The organism is Veillonella sp. AF13-2 (assembly GCF_003603295.1).
Classification (GTDB): Bacteria; Bacillota; Negativicutes; order Veillonellales; family Veillonellaceae; genus Veillonella; species Veillonella parvula_E.
Window position 1 is genome coordinate 250329 of record NZ_QTMT01000002.1, and the last position, 17071, is coordinate 267399.

The 17071-nt window shown below is 34.9% G+C and carries 17 protein-coding genes, 1 tRNA gene and 1 CRISPR repeat array; of the genes, 1 reads left to right on the plus strand and 17 read right to left on the minus strand.

What is annotated here, in order from left to right; all coding sequences use genetic code 11:
• Positions 1-36: 36 nt before the first annotated feature.
• Positions 37-423, minus strand: a complete 387-nt coding sequence (locus tag DWV85_RS05035; RefSeq protein ID WP_042986556.1) for a hypothetical protein — start codon at positions 421-423, stop codon at positions 37-39.
• A gap of 243 nt (positions 424-666) precedes the next feature.
• Entirely contained in the window at positions 667-1164 is a 498-nt protein-coding gene (locus DWV85_RS05040; RefSeq protein ID WP_123138185.1) for an ECF transporter S component, read from the minus strand.
• A gap of 235 nt (positions 1165-1399) precedes the next feature.
• Here DWV85_RS05040 and DWV85_RS05045 point away from each other — a divergent pair, with 235 nt between their 5' ends.
• On the plus strand, positions 1400-1966 hold the full coding sequence (locus DWV85_RS05045) for an NAD(P)H-dependent oxidoreductase (RefSeq protein ID WP_123138186.1): 567 nt from the start codon (positions 1400-1402) through the stop codon (positions 1964-1966).
• A 137-nt stretch (positions 1967-2103) separates the two neighbouring features.
• On the opposite strand, the gene DWV85_RS05050 is transcribed toward DWV85_RS05045, so the two are convergent.
• The 15 genes from DWV85_RS05050 to DWV85_RS05120 form a co-directional block, all read right to left on the minus strand.
• Positions 2104-2391, minus strand: a complete 288-nt coding sequence (locus DWV85_RS05050) for a DUF2695 domain-containing protein (RefSeq protein ID WP_105087237.1) — start codon at positions 2389-2391, stop codon at positions 2104-2106.
• A gap of 23 nt (positions 2392-2414) precedes the next feature.
• Complete coding sequence (locus DWV85_RS05055; protein WP_105087238.1) at positions 2415-2921, minus strand: YfbM family protein; 507 nt, start codon at positions 2919-2921, stop codon at positions 2415-2417.
• Positions 2922-3005: 84 nt separating this feature from the next.
• Positions 3006-3599: a hypothetical protein gene (locus tag DWV85_RS05060; protein WP_038125659.1), complete on the minus strand. Its 594-nt coding sequence runs from the start codon at positions 3597-3599 to the stop codon at positions 3006-3008.
• 58 nt (positions 3600-3657) lie between these two features.
• A complete protein-coding gene (locus DWV85_RS05065; RefSeq protein ID WP_123138187.1) occupies positions 3658-4464 on the minus strand; it encodes a hypothetical protein in 807 nt (268 codons plus the stop codon).
• A gap of 72 nt (positions 4465-4536) precedes the next feature.
• Entirely contained in the window at positions 4537-5079 is a 543-nt protein-coding gene (locus DWV85_RS05070) for a hypothetical protein (RefSeq protein ID WP_123138188.1), read from the minus strand.
• 37 nt (positions 5080-5116) lie between these two features.
• A complete protein-coding gene (locus DWV85_RS05075; RefSeq protein ID WP_123138189.1) occupies positions 5117-5623 on the minus strand; it encodes a hypothetical protein in 507 nt (168 codons plus the stop codon).
• A 71-nt stretch (positions 5624-5694) separates the two neighbouring features.
• Positions 5695-6126, minus strand: coding sequence for a hypothetical protein (locus DWV85_RS05080; protein ID WP_004694583.1), 432 nt, complete (start codon positions 6124-6126; stop codon positions 5695-5697).
• A 20-nt stretch (positions 6127-6146) separates the two neighbouring features.
• Positions 6147-6962, minus strand: coding sequence for a DUF2262 domain-containing protein (locus DWV85_RS05085; protein WP_123138190.1), 816 nt, complete (start codon positions 6960-6962; stop codon positions 6147-6149).
• A 61-nt stretch (positions 6963-7023) separates the two neighbouring features.
• Entirely contained in the window at positions 7024-7854 is an 831-nt protein-coding gene (locus DWV85_RS05090; protein ID WP_123138191.1) for a DUF6630 family protein, read from the minus strand.
• 38 nt (positions 7855-7892) lie between these two features.
• Positions 7893-8801, minus strand: a complete 909-nt coding sequence (locus DWV85_RS05095; protein WP_123138192.1) for a hypothetical protein — start codon at positions 8799-8801, stop codon at positions 7893-7895.
• A 9-nt stretch (positions 8802-8810) separates the two neighbouring features.
• On the minus strand, positions 8811-9155 hold the full coding sequence (gene cas2, locus DWV85_RS05100) for a CRISPR-associated endonuclease Cas2 (RefSeq protein WP_347736146.1): 345 nt from the start codon (positions 9153-9155) through the stop codon (positions 8811-8813).
• Positions 9152-10048, minus strand: a complete 897-nt coding sequence (gene cas1, locus DWV85_RS05105) for a type II CRISPR-associated endonuclease Cas1 (RefSeq protein WP_165851642.1) — start codon at positions 10046-10048, stop codon at positions 9152-9154. Before cas1 ends, cas2 begins: the two co-directional genes overlap by 4 nt.
• Positions 10049-10068: 20 nt before the next feature.
• Entirely contained in the window at positions 10069-13263 is a 3195-nt protein-coding gene (cas9, locus tag DWV85_RS05110) for a type II CRISPR RNA-guided endonuclease Cas9 (protein WP_123138195.1), read from the minus strand.
• 84 nt (positions 13264-13347) lie between these two features.
• A CRISPR array of direct repeats spans positions 13348-15363; the repeat unit is 36 nt; unit sequence GTTTTATCATAGCGAAAAATTACAGAGTACTAAAAC.
• 466 nt (positions 15364-15829) lie between these two features.
• A tRNA-Arg gene (locus DWV85_RS05115) sits at positions 15830-15906 on the minus strand.
• 48 nt (positions 15907-15954) lie between these two features.
• Positions 15955-16962 (minus strand): 5'-nucleotidase, lipoprotein e(P4) family, encoded by a 1008-nt coding sequence (locus DWV85_RS05120; RefSeq protein WP_058948285.1) that lies wholly within the window; start codon positions 16960-16962, stop codon positions 15955-15957.
• Positions 16963-17071 lie beyond the last annotated feature (109 nt).

Consider the following 17071-nt stretch of genomic DNA (forward strand, 5'->3'; position numbering starts at 1 on the left):
TTTGTACTTATAGTATAGTCTGAATTCTAAAGACTGTCAATTTACATCGTCATTAGAGGATATTATAAAATTAATGGGAACATGAAAAACAAGTTCTTCTTTAACATCAATATACCCTATATTCCAAACGGTATCCTTTGCGGACTGTACTAACTCTAAATATATCTCATCATTAGAGGTACTCTCATTTGGATCTAACTCAACAGAAGTAATACGACCTTGAGTATCCGTTTTTATCTGTAAGGCAAAACTATAATCTCTATTAAGCTTCGTTTTAAGGACTTTTGCCGGAATCTTTAACTGAGACTGTATCTGCTCATTAAGAGAGCGTTGTATATCAAGCGTGTCCCTCTGATAATCAGCAAAAGCATTAATAGGACTCAAAACAACTAGCAATAAAAATAAATATAAAACTCTAACCATAAAATTTCACCAATCATAACACACAACATAAAATTATTATTGAGTTTTATATTAACAAAACAAATAAAATATGTCCATTTATCTAAGCATCAATACTTTAAGGAAAATAATGACAATTAAAAGTTCATGGATAATTATAATAAAAACAAAGAAAGCACAGCGCTACTAGCGCTGTACTTTCTTGAGTGTCATCATTAACTATACTAACATCTTTTTCTACATCGTATACCAATAAGTATACTATTACGCAAGTCGTCTCCGTAATATAGCATATAAAATCATGCTAATAATGACACTCATAACGGCTTGAATGGCGTTCGTCAATATACTAGCAATGGCTACGCCTGGGTCGAATACAAAGTATTCAGCGATAAAGTAGCCTGCTACGATGATAATACCACCTAGGATAGTTGCCGCTAAGGCAGAGGTAGTTGTCTTATTTTTATAGACAGTACCGACAAGATAGCCTTCAAGTCCTTTCACCACGAAGGTGATGGGTACAAAGACTACATAGCCGAGAAATAAATCGGCTAGCGCCGGGCCGAGAGCACCAATATAGGCGCCATATTTTCGACCTAATAATAGAGCTGACGTCATAATAACGACATCTCCTACATTGAAATAGCCGCGAATGCCAGGTACTGGAATTTTCGTGTACATGGTAAGCAATGTAGTGAGGGCAATCAATACGGCTGTGAGCACTAACGTGGATGTAGTACTGCGGGTTTGAACGTGTTGCATAGCGTCCTCCTTATAAAGAAAAATAGATATGCGATAAAATACACCGCATATCTATACTATATACCTTTATAACAACACCCGCAAACAGAAGGAATTAATAATACACTCTTCCCAACATTTATCGTTATTTACGTTTAGAATAGGTGCTCTTCACTAGACTTTAACTTAATATAGCTACCATTTTACTATACAGATTCTCTCAACCTGACGATGATTAACAAGAAAGGAACTAGCCATGAATATTTTAATCATTTACACCTATCCTAATCATCAAAGTTTTAATCACGCTATTCTAAAAGTAGTGCAACAGAATCTTTCAAAGGACCACAATGTGAACACCTTGGATTTATATGAGGAGCAGTTCGATCCTATATTGCGATTTGATGACACGCACAAACGTCGAGATTTAAGCACTGTGCCGGACATGGAAAAGTATCGCAACTTAATTACTTGGGCAGACCATTTCATCTTTATCTACCCAATTTGGTGGAGCGGTATGCCGGCAATGCTCAAAGGCTTTATTGATCGCGTATTTACAGCGGGCTTTGCCTATTCATATGGAAAAAGAGGGCTTATAGGTCATTTACAGGGAAAATCCGCCTGGATCATCACCACCCACAATACTCCCGCCTTTTTGACGCCGTTTATTCAGGACTATGGCAAGGTGTTAAAAAATCAAGTTCTGAAATCATGCGGCATTAAACCGGTTACACATACCCAGTTGGCTGGCACAGAAAATAGCTCAGACGAAAAACGCCGGCGCTTCTTAGACAAAATCGCTAATATCGCCGGCAGTATTTAACATTTCTAGTATACTATGATTTTTTACCAAAGATTACTTGGTTACCAAAATCACAAATAAATTTACATTAGACTGCTTACAGTTTGCTCTAAGTCAAAAACAAGCTGTATACGAAAACCTTCCCAATTACATAGATATTACTCTTCAAATCTCTCTTCTACATTGTAGAGAACCTCGCAGTCACAACCGCCACCTTCGTTGACGATCCAGTCTAATACGATTTCTACATCTACCTTTTGTTTTTCCAAGAATTCCCTAGTGAAAGTCAAACTATGATCGCAACCGTCATTTTCCTCTAATTTCTCGTCTACATAATCAAAGAGATTCCAAAACAACTCTTCATCCATAGGTAAACTATCTTTAAACGATTGCTTTTGCTCGTCTGCATAAGCTTTCAGCAACTCTTTTTTACGTGCTTTATCCATGATAATAATTTCCTTTTATGAACTTAACAAATCGATACAAGCACATGCCTATTAGCTTCAAGCACTTGTTTATAAAAGCGTTTCATTTGCTCGAAATCATGAAGAAGTTCGTCTCTGATTTCTTCCTCTTCCTCATCGTAGTCCCAGATATTTGGATATAATTCTGCCTCTTTGCAGGCTTTCATATCAAAAGATTCCAGAGCATTTTCAATATCAAACTTCTCTAAGGCCACCACGATATTGGCTAAATGATTGTGTTCTGTATATGCTACATAGTCTGATACATCCTCCACAGCCGTTACGCCTAATACCGCTTGGCTAAGAGGGTTATTATCGTCCTTATGGTCAGTTCCTACTCCGGTAAGCACGAAATGGAGTACATCCCACATCTTGTCGATATCAAGCAATAACTCATCATTTTCTCCCCACTCTTCAACGCTATCAAGGATTCCCTCTTCTTCTGAGCCCATCGCCTTAAGTTCTTTTAAATTCGCATCGCTTAAACAGTTATAATTTGCAATTAATCCCATAGCCCATAACCTCCTAATCCTGTAATCTCAGTAGATATGTAATAATCTGCTATCCCTTTAGATATTTAGTACTCTATCTCTCATTTAGTACTCTATCTCTGTCAGTAAGTCTAGTAAATTAGCTTCTCCTTCATGAGATTTATCTAATAACGGAATAGCTAATAAAAGCACTTCCAGGGAGTAGTAATAGAAGCTAAAGAATAAATCATCAGGAAATACGTCTTCTTCCTCATATCTAAGAACATCTTCGTCTTCATCGTATTCTTCAGACCAAAGGTATTCTTCGTTAAGCATATCCACAAAATGAGGTAATGGATCTGCATGCTCTAGCACGAGACCATCTCGGATGCACTCAGCAATCACAGTAAATAGGTCTACCAATTGTTCTGCTAAATAATGAGCTACTTCATTCTGAGTTCTCTCTTCTAGGGCTTTCTTAAAAATACGAAGCAAAAAAATCATAGCAAATGGTGTAGCATGCCACAATGTCGATTGGTGCTCAATATTCATTGCTAACGCCTCACCAGCCGCATCAACAGCATCAATACTTTTCATGCTCCACAACACATCAAGCTCTGTAGGAAAATCTGTGGCACGACCGTAAGTTGTGGTTAACCGATGCCACGGTATATCACTGACTTTCACAGTTTCTATATATTGTTTCGTCACAGTATCCATTATAGTTATACCTTTAGCATTATATATACGCCTACCTATTAATGCGTTTACCCCATAATTATTTCTGAATAACCTTTTTCACCAGTTCATAGGTGTCTATGAGACGCAGTTTTCCTATCCTAGGATTATCTGTAATCTCCTCATAAATATCTTCCAACGTGCCTGCTGGTGCTAGTTTCCACAATTTACACGGATATAGTTCGACGTTCCCTATGATTTCTAAATCGTCTAGCAATAGGCCTAGGTCTTTATGATTAAACCAACAATCTGTATCGATACCGAAATTTGTATTATCTTTCCGGCAGGCGATTTTACTATTTAAAAACTGCTCCATTGTAGGTTTTTCTTCTTGTAAAAGTCGCGTACAGGCTAAATGATATTCGATTTTCCGCGGTGATTGATCCACGTCAGAAACAAAAATAGTGCCATACTCGTTTTCAAATTTAACAGCTAATACGTCGCCCACCTTAAAATAAGGTTCTCTCTTTGTTTTAGATTTACGAACCTTAAGCGGCTTTGGATTTTCGCTCTGTAGCTGCAGGGCTAACTTATCTAATACCTTTTGACGCTGTTTAAGGGCCTTACTATCGATGTCTAGCCAAAACTCATGAGGGCCCTTAGCAATTACGTTTAATGCCTTCTCTTTAACGTCATCTGGCAGATGCCCTATCTTCCACAGCGAATAGGCCACAGCAGTCCAATAAATTTCTGTGTAAAACTCATCAGTACAAAAATTTTGTTCCTCACCTAAGATTTCAGAAATTATAGTATCGACACTGATACCATCCTTGTACCGCTCAACAATAGCATTATAAATATCATGACCGTCATCGCTGTCTATGATCTTTACTCCATCAATTGCCATACGATTCTCCTATTACAACACAAAACCTCTTGAAACACTCTTTAATTGCTGATTATTTTCCCATTTTACATATTAAAAGAATAGACCTTCATAAGCCGTAATACTACCATCTTCTTCATGGTAAAAGCCTTGGTATACAGGTTCTCGATGTGCCGCATCGTAAAACTTTTGCAGTACAGCAGCCAAGTTTGCTTCAGAAGGCATGCCTAGCGCCTTAACAACTATTTCCCATTCGTCCATTTCTGTATAAGATGTAATTTGAGCATATCGCTCCTTAGCATACGATTCAAGAATTCCTACATCCGTATATTGGCTAGAGTCACAATAGTCATGCCAGCAAATGCTATACACCAATAAACAAATTAAATCGTCTATACTTTCAGCTATGCGACCACATTCACCTTCGCTGCTCATATAACCGATAGAGCCATCCTCTAATTGATGATACTCACCGCCAGCACCATCTCGAGCAAAAGCCTTCCCATCCAAGGAAAAGGTGCATCGCCCCTCTACCTCATCACGTTCCATTGGCTCATCGAGCAAAAAGAAATCAAACAGAGCATCAAAATCTGCTGCCAAGTCGGAGTCTTCATGTAGTATTTTTAAATAGTCCATATTCTTACCTCTTATAGATTCGCCTATTCTCTCTATTTCATCTCTTATTTTCTCGCAATTCTAACAACGCAGAAACCTCGCTCATACTGAGATTAAACATGTTGCTGTCTAAATCAATAGGTACAAAATAATAACAAACTATATCTGCACCAAACTCATCTTCTAGCTTTAGCCATTCTGCCCCTGAAAGCACGGTAAATCCGAGCGTATCATCGCCAAGGCTTTCAGCAAACCAGCGCACCTCATAATCAGGTTTAACGAAGTCGTTGAAATATTTGATAGTCACATCCCGGTCTTTCTCATCACCGTAGGGAATTAGCAATTTTTTATTGCCCTTTTGTAGTACAATATCGTCACCATACTGCTTTCCATTGCTAACGGTTTGAATGTCGATAGGCTCATCCATCATGTCATTAAAATAGTTCACCACATCTTCGTCATCCTCGCGCCAGTCAATCCAGATGATAGCTTCGGAATCAAATAAATCATCTAAATCCATATCATGACTAAAGAAATCTTTGACTAATTTATACATATCTTCCATAGTCTCTCTCCTGCATATCACTTATATTTTTAGGTAGAATACAACACCAGTATCACCACTTTAAAACAACTCTATAAGGTTTCGTATATCACATCTTGTTGAGCCGTAAAGTTTTCATCAAAAGGAACCAAAACATATAGATGTCCTGCTGGGGATTCTCCCACATCATAGCCTAGTGCAAATGCATCGTAACAACCTGATTTATCCAGCATTATATCCGTTAGCGTTAGTACAACAGACTCTTCTTGCGGTATTCCCTTTTGTATGAGCCCCTTCGCCAGTTGGTCTAATTCATCTAATTGAACATATAATTGCTCCCATATTAATAGTGAAAGTACATCATCTTCAGTATAACCGGTACAACTAATATTAAGTTTTTTAAAGGCTTGTCCTTCATTCTTTAAACGATTAATGCCCAATCGGCGAGATACAAAGTAAACGCCATACGGTTCTTCAGACCAGCTTTCAACATTCCATAATGTCATTAATTCCGATTTTCTCATTAGGACTCTCCATTAATTGGTTATCCTGCAATATCTGCATCAATAAGGTTCCCATCCGCATCAATATGGGCTATGATACAGTGCCCCCAGAAAATATCATCATCGTCATAATAGACCTCTATGGAGCCATCGTTACGAAACGCCAATTCACCCATCGTAATACGCTTAGCAAATACGTCTGACGTAATCGGATCTTGATCGTCATTGTCGAGCCAATAATTAGCGAGTTCTAACAAGGTCTCACTAATATATGCACTAATTCGTTGTTCAAATGCTTTGAAATTCTCGATTGTATTGAAAGCCGCCAATGCTACGGTACAGCTTTCATCAGAACCCTCATCTACATCAAGGGTGAATGCATAATCATCAATTCTGGCTGTGTAATATTGATACTCTCGATTTAAAAGGAAGTCACCCCTGTCGGTATGAAGGTATTTAGGGGTTTTCAAATACGTCGACAACGCCTCTAACTCACTATGTTTAGCATGCTCCTCTAATACCTCAAGCACATAATAGCGATTATTCCAAGAGGGGCGCATATAGCCCAGGTCCTCTAAGGGTTTTGCTTTCTTAACTAACAATTTATAGACCCCATGGGGCTCAAAAGAATACCCCCATCTATCGTCAAGACCCTCAATAATCCACGTCAAAATACCTTCGCTACGGTCAAGCACGCCAGTTCGAGTATCTAGAATAGCATCGGTAGACACTAGTGGTCTATGGTACTTATCTAAATAAGGACTAGCCCCATTCGCATCACTGCGCGGCAATGCGTAGATTTCAAACTCTTCCGGCTCAAACTCTGCTTCATATTCTGGTAGACGTACAATACTCATATAACTCTCTCCTATTTATCACATACAAGCAAATATATAACTAGTCTATAGCCTAACATCATCATAATCGCTCAGCTACATCGATTCTATGTAATAGCTCTTTCGCTAGTTCTTTGGCTGTTTTGAATTCCTCATTTGAAAGCACCATAAGTACAAAGCTATCGGTTCCTGTGTCCATGCCTGCTAACGTATAGTTTTCCCACGTAGAATTAAGACTAGCACACCAGTCCATAATAACTTGATCTTCATCTAATGCTGCTGTATCAATAGTTAGATTTTCTCTAGTATCTAAAGACTTATTACGTATTAACTTCTGTACATGATAAATTAAATCCTCTAGTTCACATTTACAGTCTAACTCTACGGCATATCCTTTAGAGAGTAGTTCCTCATAGAAGTTCCACCAGCTATCTTCCAATTCTTCCAGGGAGCTCAACTTTACCTTGGACATAAACGATTTAGCTTGTTTTGCATCGCCTAGCAACAACGTTGCTAACTCTGTAAATGTCATTTTCATCTGATCGATATCTAGATACGCTACTTCTACACATGAACTACAATCAGGTACTCTACGTTTTTTCACAAAGGCCCTCATCATCTTCACTGCATCAGGATAACTTACATCAGCCATACGATAGGTCTTGCCATCTATATCTAAGAATAAATCTACTGCATCCTGCGTTTTACCTACACGTGCTTTCATGGCTGTACATCCATCGATAGCATGAGGTGGGTATAACTCCATGTACATATAAAATCCATCATGCATAGCCTTTAAGGTATTATCTATTCCGACTATATTAAAACCGTTTCCATTAGAACCAGGGCTCTTCAAGCGCCATTCTTCGTATTCATCAAATAGTTTTTCTTGTATCCAATTATAAATGCTCATATATACTCACTTTATTTACTATATTTTATAATTCCAGCTTATTTACAAAAAAATAAATCACTAATTACTTTATACTCTGTTTCAAATAGACTACGATTAAACAAACTTTGTATAAATTGGCGCTCTTTCTCCAGTAAATTTATAGATCCACTATCCTCTAACAATAAAACTTCAATTTCATCGTAATCATCCATTCCCCATATTTGATTATCTTTAACTATATGATAGCATAAGGGCTTCTCAAATATATTAGTAATAGCACTAGATTGCGTATAAACTATAACATTATCAATATTTGAACATTTTTTATTAAGATAGTCTAACAAAGAGTGAAATTCTTCTGTTGATAAGCCTTGTTCAGGTAAATCTAATAGGAGTAGCTTCTTCTTTCCTATATCTAGTTCAGCAAACAAATCTACCAGCATATATTTCAAGTCATACTGCGATCGTTCATCAAACGTACCATATATTTCCATATCATTAGATAGTACATCTATAATCTTACTAAAACTCCAAAAATCATTCATATTACTCTCGCATATTAAATTATAACGAGATAATAATTCATTAATTGGCGAAAGTATTACGGAATTCAACTGATTAAAGCATTTTTCACGTTCAGATATAGAAACATCTTTATAGATTTTCTCAGTTATCTTACCCAATAAACTCTTTTTTGCAATCTTAAAAAGCTCTGTTGAATCTACTCTTGAAGGAATATATAAAATTTCAAACTCATCATCTCTACATACACTATTATTAAGATTCAATGTATTAAATGGGTATTGTTGGGAGAATCTCCTTTTATCAAAATATCGTTCTATAAAATCAAATATAACCGGCATAGTCCTAAAATCATCTTGTGGCACTACAATTGTTATAGCCTGTAAATTAATATGGACTGGTTCTAAAAGTCTATATCCTGATAATACCAATTCACCATTCATAGACGCCTCCTAGAAAATGATAGTTTTATCAACCGTTAACTTCTCTTCGATAATTTGTTTCTTTCCAGTTAATAGTTTCATACCTTGATACTGCTTCTCTGTAACTTGCAAAACATATACAGCTCCATCTGGCGGTAAATAGCGCTTAATATATTCAATATGAGACTTTATACTATCCCGATTAGGCATAATCTTACAATAAATAGAATACTGAATCATAAAATACCCTTGCCGTATCAAAAACTTCCTAAACTGAGTGTAATGACGAACTGCAACAGTATCATCCATAGGTAAATCAAACATTATTAATACTCTCACCATTCTGTACCTATTCATTTCACACACCAATATCATATATCTAATAATGGTAAATCTAATACTTCATTATCATCAGTCATACATCTAACGAGACTATCTGCAAATCTATTCATTGAATCTGCTATTGAGTAAGATATATTTTGATGACGTACTGTACGCTCAGAAAGCATAATAATTAAATTAAGTTTTATATCTCTTGAAAACAAAACTTCAGGCACATAAATACAAGAATAGACCCAATCATCTATGATGGGCCTATATATTTCCATGCAATCATCAACGAGATTAAAGTGATTATATATATTATGATGTTTTATCCCTATTGATAATATAAGTCCTTTAGCAGCTAATGCTCTTGCCATAAGAGCTCTAATAATAGAGTATCCATAATTCAAAGCATTATTGATAGGATCTCCCTCTTCTCTATCACGTATAAAATCAATACCAAATAAAGCTTTAAAATAGACTTTTGCAGCAATACCTTCATGATTTTCCGTATCAAACGGCTGAATTGTATCTCTTAAAGATTCCATTATCTCAATTGTATCTAATGACAATGAATAATGATCTAAAACAAACATTTGATTATTTATCTTACGTTCAATAATTGCTTTCCACAAATCACCTGGTCTAGATGGATTCATATTCAGTTGTATTTCTTGATTTTTAAATGTTACATAATTTCCTGCTATAGGATTCATAACAACAGACGGTAATCCATTCTTTTCACAAATGATTACACAAATTTGATAGCGACTCATCTTACATAATAGTTGCGTTGTAACATTTAATTTATAGTTATTAAAAATAACTATACTAATATCTTGTAAGGGGACTAAATAGTCCCCTTCAAGCATTTTTATTTTTAAGTTGTCTAAATGTAATGAAACTTGCTGACTCTGTTCTATAATAATTGTTCGCCAACCCATAATGTGCACTCCCTGCAACATTAAATCGTAACATCAAACTCTAGTTTTTCATCTGTAACTTTATATTTATTACCTAATACATCAACATTATATTTGGTCAAATTTTTAATACTTGTCTTAATCCCCTTCATAACCTGTTTATCTGTTGGACGATTTACATAAGAAATCTCTATTTTATGGGCCTTTTCATTATTAATACATTTAAAAATACATTCTACTATTTCACCGTTTTCTTCATATGTTATGTGATCTCCTCTGTATAAGGAGGTTACAAAGGTAGCAGACTCAGGAATTTTTTGAGCCTGTTTTGATTTATTGTATTTGTCTTGATCAATTATATACTTACCATTAACAAAGCTAACCATATCATATGGCACATTAAGCACTAGGTAATTTTCTCCATCTTGGTACACATCAGTACGTAAGCTTTTTATTTTCAAAAATACCGATTTATTATATCCATTTTGTTTTGTATTAACACGATGAGAACCTAATTGCTTATCTCGGAATTTAACTGATTCAATAATTGGACCATTTCCTTTTTTTGAATATTTACGAATTGGCCCATGATCTTCTTTATAAGCTGCAAATGGATTAGATTCGTCACCATATTGTTCTACAATTTTTTGAAAAATCTCAAAAGTTTTAGGATCATGATGATACATTAACAATTTATCAGGAGACTCTAAAATCATTTTTTTTAGTTTACTGCCAGAATTACCAGTCCCGGTATTATAAATATCGCTATATTTAGTGATAATATAGGTTACTTCTTTATTATCTTCAACAAAGCTTCGAGTCGCTTTTATCTGTTGATCATATAAAGCTCTATTAGGTTTACGATCCACCTTATGAGAATATAACGGTTCTATACTTTCAATACGTTTTAAGAACTGAATATAGTTAGATACATTCTCTGATTTATCAAATAACTCTTGTTCTAGTACCTCGCCCGTTTCAGAATTTATAATATTGCCATCTACCTCTACAATAGAGTCCTTATTGTTCAAACTTTCAGAAAAGGCACCTATTTTCGAGAAAAATTTCATCAGTTTCGTATTCGCAAAACCAGCAATAATCATAGCATCTTGCGCATGATGGGCATATGTTTCTTCTCTATTTTTTGATAGATACGCTTTTTTTCTAAAATAACTTGTTGCAGAACCGTTTATAACTTTAACCTTGGTATTTATATTATGGTAATCAAAAAAGGATTTTAATAAATTGTAGGTTTCACGAGATGCATAACGTGTATCGACCAAATTGCGATTAATAAATCCTTTCATATCTTCAACTGGATTTCCAAGATATAGTAAATTTCTCTTTTTAGCATTACTAAAATTCAAGTTTTTAGTAACATATTCTTTAAATCTTTCAAAGGTTATTTTTGCTTTACCACTACTGAAATATTGGAATGGTGACCGTTGTCCTTTGGCTTGATTTTCACTCTGATAGACAAGTACTTTATTAGACTGAGCATCACTTAGAGATATAGATAATGGAATAATATGATCAACTTCTAAAAGGCCTGCTTTAAACACATCAGATAACTCTATAGGCTCTAAAGAATATGCACATTTAAAATCCTGCTCTAACAGTAAACTAATACGTTCAAACTCTGCACTTGTAAGTTTCCTGTTTTCAACAAGTTCCATAATTTTATAACGTTTTTCTTCATTGGCCTTCTGAATTTTCTTAATCAGATCTTTCTTCTCTTGACTATTCTTTTCTCGTGCTAATTCAACTACTACATCACTAAATTCAGTATCATCACTATTTTGGGTTTTAAGATATTTACGCAATGCATTAAACACCTTAATAGTTTCATTAATAGAGCGTTTAACAACAGGTGATACAATCCAATCAGATAAATTAGCACTTAACTGATAACTTTGAGAAAATTTATGATTATATGGTTTTATACCTGCCTCCGTAAATAATTCCATTTGATTTTTACTAGTTTTCAATAAATCATCTAGAATTAAATTAATAGCCTTAAATGATAAAGAATGATATGTAGTAAAGCCCCCCGATTTTGCAATTTCTTTGGCTAAACTAGTAGATAAATTTAAATCATCTACTAATTTTCTTTCACGCACATCTATACTTTTCTCTTTAGTTAGAATCTCAGATATATCATCTACTAACTGTTTTTTACCTTCAATTGCATCTTCTTCGTTTACAGACTTTGCGATTTTCAATAACTCATTATATCCTTCAAATTTTGTAAAAATTGGTTTTTCCGACTTATCTATTCTAAAACCAAAAATATCTTCCTTTTTAACACCGCATACTTTTGCAATTGCAGGAATCGTTACCGTTTTACCTTTATTTACATATTCACTAATCAGCTCTTGTTTCTGAACTTCAGTTATCTTCACACCTTGAATCGTTAAATTATTTAGATCATTTAACAAATTAAATAAGCATGCACTATTGCTCCATTTAGGTGCTCTTAATTCATCAGGAAAATACGTACACGTACCACGCATTTTATCAATCAAATTAATCTTAATAACATTGCCACTTTCATCTAATTGGTAACTCCCATAAGGTGTAGGGCTTTTATAACTACCAGGCCCCTCATAATATTCACGTTTAGAATCATATATACATAAAACCTCATCCATTATCCCTTTTAATTTTGGATAAAATGATGATTGAACTTCAAGAAGCTTAATTAATTCACTACGATATGATCCATGAGTAAATTTATTTTCAATACCTCGTACTTTTCCCGTAGTATTCAACTTTTCTAATTGAACATGGCAAGGATATATTCCATCTTTAAGCTTATTCTCATTAGTTCGAATAATATCTGCTGAACTCCGGTTGCTTCCGTCCTCAGTCGCAAGATCCTCTGGACTTAAATAAAATATACCTCTATGTTTAGCCAATTGAATGATTGCAGCAATCAATTCATCAGGCAAAAGCTTATTACTAAGCCCTCTAACTCTAATTTCATAGAGATTTGTATAAGATTGATCTCCACTCACACCTAGTGCACTCGACAAGAGTTCTTTTAGTCGATCCAATCTATGACGGCTCCGCCTCATACTTCTACGACTACTTCTGAACCCTCTGCGTGCTACATTCTCTTCTGCCGTACCCTCACGAAATAGTCTTACGCCACTAATTAAGACATTATAATTTTCATCAATAATTGCATAACCAACAGAAGCAACTCCGATATCTAATCCTAGTATATATCCCATATATACCCTCCCCTAAAAATTATTAATCCTATTTAATACATAAAATTATAATAATTAAAAAAATTATTCTCCTCTATTATTCTAGATTTATCATAAGCAACGATCACAAAGTACTAAAACTAGGTGGTTTTTTTGTAGGCTTTTAGACAAGTTTTATCATAGCGAAAAATTACAGAGTACTAAAACTTCGGTAGCAGTTCCCTTTTGAGCTACTACGTTTTATCATAGCGAAAAATTACAGAGTACTAAAACTCATTAAGTTGTGTGTGCAATATCCGGCTTGTTTTATCATAGCGAAAAATTACAGAGTACTAAAACGTCATGGGGGATACTATGGGGCAATGGCTAGTTTTATCATAGCGAAAAATTACAGAGTACTAAAACTGTTAATTTAATTGAGGGATTAAAGAAACGGTTTTATCATAGCAAAAAATTACAGAGTACTAAAACCTTGTAACCATTCAGCAGTTCGATCCTGGAGTTTTATCATAGCGAAAAATTACAGAGTACTAAAACAAGGGCAAAATGTATCAACTAAGCAATACTGTTTTATCATAGCGAAAAATTACAGAGTACTAAAACGCCGTATCGAGAAGATGTGGAGAAACCAGAGTTTTATCATAGCGAAAAATTACAGAGTACTAAAACGGCAGTCTAGTTTGGGTACTAATACGATGAGTTTTATCATAGCGAAAAATTACAGAGTACTAAAACCACCGTGGAGGCGATAATAATGAACTTACCGTTTTATCATAGCGAAAAATTACAGAGTACTAAAACGTGCCATAACAGCAACCAATGCTTGAGCCGGTTTTATCATAGCGAAAAATTACAGAGTACTAAAACCTTTCTATAAATGTACTATTTTATTTTCAAGTTTTATCATAGCGAAAAATTACAGAGTACTAAAACCTTTCTATAAATGTACTATTTTATTTTCAAGTTTTATCATAGCGAAAAATTACAGAGTACTAAAACCTTTCTATAAATGTACTATTTTATTTTCAAGTTTTATCATAGCGAAAAATTACAGAGTACTAAAACAATAGAATAGCTTTTAGTAGCATTGTATTTGTTTTATCATAGCGAAAAATTACAGAGTACTAAAACTATCATTCTTAAATTGTTGTTGAATTTTCTGTTTTATCATAGCGAAAAATTACAGAGTACTAAAACTTTTAAGGTACCTGATGAGTCTACTATGGAGTTTTATCATAGCGAAAAATTACAGAGTACTAAAACATCAAGACGTTCGATACTATGAAGCAAAGAGTTTTATCATAGCGAAAAATTACAGAGTACTAAAACAAGAGCTGGCTTTAACTGGGGTATTGGTAGGTTTTATCATAGCGAAAAATTACAGAGTACTAAAACTCATCCTTAATAATAACTTTAGCACCATATGTTTTATCATAGCGAAAAATTACAGAGTACTAAAACTCAAATGATTTGAAATCTTTCCTAATTCATGTTTTATCATAGCGAAAAATTACAGAGTACTAAAACACATCTTAGCGATATTTGTAATCTTTGATTGTTTTATCATAGCGAAAAATTACAGAGTACTAAAACAGTACACCACCGATAACCTTACCGCCAGTTGTTTTATCATAGCGAAAAATTACAGAGTACTAAAACAAGCGCTAACAGATATCTTATCTGGGCATAGTTTTATCATAGCGAAAAATTACAGAGTACTAAAACAGCCCCAGGCTTCTCGTTCTGCACGTCCTCGTTTTATCATAGCGAAAAATTACAGAGTACTAAAACTCGATGAGTACGAAAGGCAAAAAGCTAGAGGTTTTATCATAGCGAAAAATTACAGAGTACTAAAACCCTCAGCACGTGATGAGTTAAAAGGTAAGGGTTTTATCATAGCGAAAAATTACAGAGTACTAAAACTATTGCAGTTAATGAAACAGATGCAGCTTTGTTTTATCATAGCGAAAAATTACAGAGTACTAAAACCATAATAACATCTCCCCAGTTATATAGTTAGTTTTATCATAGCGAAAAATTACAGAGTACTAAAACTCAATCGCCAAAAAGCATCATGCGCATTACGTTTTATCATAGCGAAAAATTACAGAGTACTAAAACCTCAACAACGAAGTTAAGTACTTTTGTAGCCTTTCGCTATAATAAATCAATAAACAAAAAGAGCACAGATCATAAGACCCGTGCTCAAAATTTCACACAAAAAACATTAGTAATATGTACTACTAACTCAATTTACATATACTATTGTTAATAACTACTTAAAAGTAGTGATTTCGACATAAAGTCTTATTTTAGTAGATTCTGTAACCTTTCGCTATGGTAAAATCTAATTACATAATATATCAGCATTACTTATATGTCAAGCTTTTCTAATTTTTATTCATCAATCAGTTTTAATTTTTACTAAATAACCATAATTACTCAACTATTATCTTGATAAAAAGATAGTTTTAATATGATTAAAATAGGAAAAGGACACAATAAATTGTGTCCTTTGATTTCGGCATAAGGCCCTACCTTAATAGATTCTCACGAGTATTAAGGCGAAACTGCAGCTCTATCCTTCTGGTGCGCCTAGAGGGAATCGAACCCCCAACCTACAGTTTAGGAAACTGACGCTCTCTCCGGTTGAGCTATAGACGCATGTATACTTTATTATATCGTTTTTAATAAAGTATACGCAAGACATCCTTATTGTTGTAGGTATTGGTTATTCACTTGTTTTTGTTCTTCTGGGCTTAGGTTTTGGTAGCCTTTCGCTAGTGCACTTACCCAGGATCCGTAAGCAGGGTTTGGAAATACGACAAAAGTAGTACCAAAGTCCTCTTTATGATTGTCGATGATGGCATTTCTTTCAGCTAGTGTCTTGCCTTTTGTGCCAATAGGGAAATCACCGGCGTTATCGCCCATGTATACAACGACATAATATTTTTTAGCAATCATATCAAAGCGAGGTTGTTTATCAGAGTCTTTTTCGAATAGTAGTACATGGTCTTTATCGACAGATGGGAATCCTAGTTCTTTAAAATTCTGTATCGTTACGTCAAGGTTTACAGGTGCGTAGCGATTTGAAACATAGAAGATTTCTACCCCTTGTTTATGAACTTCATTTAAAAATTCAACGGCTCCAGGCATGGCTTGCGATTTTCCTTGATGCACGGCTTGACGCCACCAAGGAGCATCAAAACGACCATTACCGTTTGCTATACTTTCACCCATCAACTTGGTATTGTCCACTACGGTTTCGTCCGCATCAAGAACGATAGCTAAAGGTTTTCTTTGATGAGATGGATCAGTAACGGCCATCTTAACGGCATTCATTGCCACATTGTACCCTTGATACGCCAACGCTCTGTACTCTGCAGAGGTGCGCATCCATAGCAAGCCCATCGTTTCAGTTTCGGCTTGGTACTGTTGCTTTTGCTTGAGGGCTTCCTGTGCCACTACATCATTAGCTACTACATTATTAGCTACTACATTATTAGTTACTGTATGATTTGCTGTAGCACTAACTCCATCATTCTTAACTGCTGTAACAGTAACAGGCTGAGCTGGTTGAGCCTGCGTTACAATAGCTGCGGGAGCAGAGTTATTTGCTTTCACCGTCGCAGGAGAATTCGCCTGTACTACAGATCCAATACAAAGGCTTCCTCCAATACAAGCCACCGCCACATACCATGCCAAACTACTAGATTTCATAACTGCCTCCTATTCACATGTAACATTTCGTGCAAATTCAACACATCATATAATTCTACATAGTTATACTAAAATCCTTTTAAAATTTGTATATTTCTGAAAGTAAAAA

What these genes read in the sequence shown, in the direction of transcription:
- DWV85_RS05035 (WP_042986556.1), bottom strand. Translation starts at nt 423, where the DNA reads ATGGTTAGAGTTTTATATTTATTTTTATTGCTAGTTGTTTTGAGTCCT.
- DWV85_RS05040 (WP_123138185.1), bottom strand. Translation starts at nt 1,164, where the DNA reads ATGCAACACGTTCAAACCCGCAGTACTACATCCACGTTAGTGCTCACA.
- DWV85_RS05045 (WP_123138186.1), top strand. Translation starts at nt 1,400, where the DNA reads ATGAATATTTTAATCATTTACACCTATCCTAATCATCAAAGTTTTAAT.
- DWV85_RS05050 (WP_105087237.1), bottom strand. Translation starts at nt 2,391, where the DNA reads ATGGATAAAGCACGTAAAAAAGAGTTGCTGAAAGCTTATGCAGACGAG.
- DWV85_RS05055 (WP_105087238.1), bottom strand. Translation starts at nt 2,921, where the DNA reads ATGGGATTAATTGCAAATTATAACTGTTTAAGCGATGCGAATTTAAAA.
- DWV85_RS05060 (WP_038125659.1), bottom strand. Translation starts at nt 3,599, where the DNA reads ATGGATACTGTGACGAAACAATATATAGAAACTGTGAAAGTCAGTGAT.
- DWV85_RS05065 (WP_123138187.1), bottom strand. Translation starts at nt 4,464, where the DNA reads ATGGCAATTGATGGAGTAAAGATCATAGACAGCGATGACGGTCATGAT.
- DWV85_RS05070 (WP_123138188.1), bottom strand. Translation starts at nt 5,079, where the DNA reads ATGGACTATTTAAAAATACTACATGAAGACTCCGACTTGGCAGCAGAT.
- DWV85_RS05075 (WP_123138189.1), bottom strand. Translation starts at nt 5,623, where the DNA reads ATGGAAGATATGTATAAATTAGTCAAAGATTTCTTTAGTCATGATATG.
- DWV85_RS05080 (WP_004694583.1), bottom strand. Translation starts at nt 6,126, where the DNA reads ATGAGAAAATCGGAATTAATGACATTATGGAATGTTGAAAGCTGGTCT.
- DWV85_RS05085 (WP_123138190.1), bottom strand. Translation starts at nt 6,962, where the DNA reads ATGAGTATTGTACGTCTACCAGAATATGAAGCAGAGTTTGAGCCGGAA.
- DWV85_RS05090 (WP_123138191.1), bottom strand. Translation starts at nt 7,854, where the DNA reads ATGAGCATTTATAATTGGATACAAGAAAAACTATTTGATGAATACGAA.
- DWV85_RS05095 (WP_123138192.1), bottom strand. Translation starts at nt 8,801, where the DNA reads ATGAATGGTGAATTGGTATTATCAGGATATAGACTTTTAGAACCAGTC.
- cas2 (WP_347736146.1), bottom strand. Translation starts at nt 9,155, where the DNA reads ATGATATTGGTGTGTGAAATGAATAGGTACAGAATGGTGAGAGTATTA.
- cas1 (WP_165851642.1), bottom strand. Translation starts at nt 10,048, where the DNA reads ATGGGTTGGCGAACAATTATTATAGAACAGAGTCAGCAAGTTTCATTA.
- cas9 (WP_123138195.1), bottom strand. Translation starts at nt 13,263, where the DNA reads ATGGGATATATACTAGGATTAGATATCGGAGTTGCTTCTGTTGGTTAT.
- DWV85_RS05120 (WP_058948285.1), bottom strand. Translation starts at nt 16,962, where the DNA reads ATGAAATCTAGTAGTTTGGCATGGTATGTGGCGGTGGCTTGTATTGGA.